The 1,955-nt window shown below is 63.5% G+C and carries 1 protein-coding gene; it reads left to right on the top strand.

All coding sequences use genetic code 11. The features are described from left to right. Positions 1-1,918: threonine--tRNA ligase (gene thrS, locus WB785_RS15345; protein ID WP_424080182.1), on the top strand; the 1,918-nt coding region annotated here is incomplete at its 5' end. Between the last annotated feature and the right edge of the window lie 37 nt (positions 1,919-1,955).

Here is a 1,955-nt window from a genome sequence, read left to right as displayed (position 1 = left end):
GGGCAAGCTGCGCGACTTGAGCTGGATTCCGGCAAACGACGCCGAGGTCACCCCGGTGGCGGCCAACAGCGACGACGGTCGAAGCGTCATCCGGCATTCGACCGCCCATGTGTTGGCCCAGGCCGTCCAAGAGATGTTCCCCAACGCCAAGCTCGGCATCGGGCCGCCGATTACCGACGGATTCTATTACGACTTCGACGTGGCGGATCCCTTCACGCCGGAGGATCTGGAGGCGCTGGAAAAGCGGATGCGTCAGATCCTCAAGGAGGGGCAGCTGTTCTCCCGACGGGTCTACGAATCCAAGGAGCAGGCCCGCCAAGAGCTGGCCAAGGAGCCCTACAAGCTCGAACTCGTCGACGACAAGTCCGGGGACCCCGATGTCATGGAAGTCGGCGGCGACGAGCTCACCGCGTACGACAACCTCAATCCCCGCACCCGGGAACGGGTTTGGGGCGATTTGTGCCGCGGACCGCACATCCCCACCACGAAGCACATCCCGGCGTTCAAGCTGACCAGAAGTTCTGCCGCGTACTGGCGGGGCGATCAGAACAACGCCAGCCTGCAGCGCATCTACGGCACCGCATGGGAGTCGGCCGAAGCGCTCGACCGCCATCTGCAGCTGGTCGAAGAAGCTCAGCGCCGCGATCACCGCAAGCTGGGCGTCGAGCTGGACTTGTTCAGCTTTCCCGACGAAATCGGTTCTGGACTACCGGTTTTCCACCCCAAAGGCGGCGTCGTGCGCCGAGAGCTGGAGGAGTACTCACGACGCAAGCACATCGAGGCAGGCTACGAATTCGTCAACACCCCGCACATCACCAAGGCGCAACTGTTCCACACCTCGGGACACTTGGACTGGTACGCCGACGGAATGTTCCCGCCGATGCACCTCGATGCGGAACTGGGCGACGACGGGACCGTGCGTAAGCCGGGGCAGGATTACTACCTCAAGCCGATGAACTGCCCGATGCACACGCTGATCTTCCGGTCGCGGGGACGGTCGTATCGCGAGCTTCCGTTGCGGCTCTTCGAGTTCGGCACCGTCTACCGCTACGAGAAGTCCGGTGTGGTGCACGGGCTGACCCGGGCCCGCGGGTTCACCATGGACGATTCGCACATCTTCTGCAGCCGCGAGCAACTCCACGACGAGCTGGCGTCGCTGTTGCGGTTCGTGCTCGATCTGCTGGCCGACTACGGGTTGGAGGACTTCTACCTGGAGCTGTCCACTAAGGACCCGGACAAGTTCGTCGGCTCCGACGAGCTGTGGGAGGAAGCCACCAACTCGCTGGCAGTAGTGGCTGAGGAATCCGGACTGGAATTGGTGCCCGACCCAGGCGGTGCGGCGTTTTACGGCCCGAAGATCTCCGTGCAGGCCCGCGACGCGCTGGGCCGCAGCTGGCAGATGTCGACCATCCAGGTCGACTTCAACTTCCCGGAGCGTTTCGAGCTGGAATACACCGCCGCCGACGGTTCGCGGCAGCGCCCGGTGATGATCCACCGCGCGCTGTTCGGCTCGATCGAGCGGTTCTTCGGCATCCTCACCGAGCACTACGCCGGCGCATTTCCCGCATGGCTGGCGCCCGTTCAGGTTGTCGGCATCCCGGTGGCGGATGGCCATGTGCGGTATCTGGAAGACGTTGCCGCGCAGCTGAAGTCGCATGGTGTCCGGGTCGAGGTGGATTCCAGCGACGATCGGATGGCCAAGAAGATCGTTAACCACACCAATCAAAAGGTGCCGTTCATGCTGCTGGCCGGGGATCGCGACGTCGAGGGCGGCGCGGTGAGTTTCCGGTTCAGCGACCGCACCCAGATCAACGGGGTACCACGCGACGATGCGGTCGCCGCGATTGTCAAGTGGATTGCTGAGCGTGAAAACGCCGCTCCCACAGCGGATTTGGTCAAGGTGAGCAACCGTTGCTGATGACGACGCGATCGTGGACAGAGGCGTCGGTGAGGTC

The organism is Mycobacterium sp., assembly GCF_049585075.1.
Lineage (GTDB): Bacteria > Actinomycetota > Actinomycetes > Mycobacteriales > Mycobacteriaceae > Mycobacterium.
This window is presented reverse-complemented; position numbering and strand designations above follow the sequence as displayed.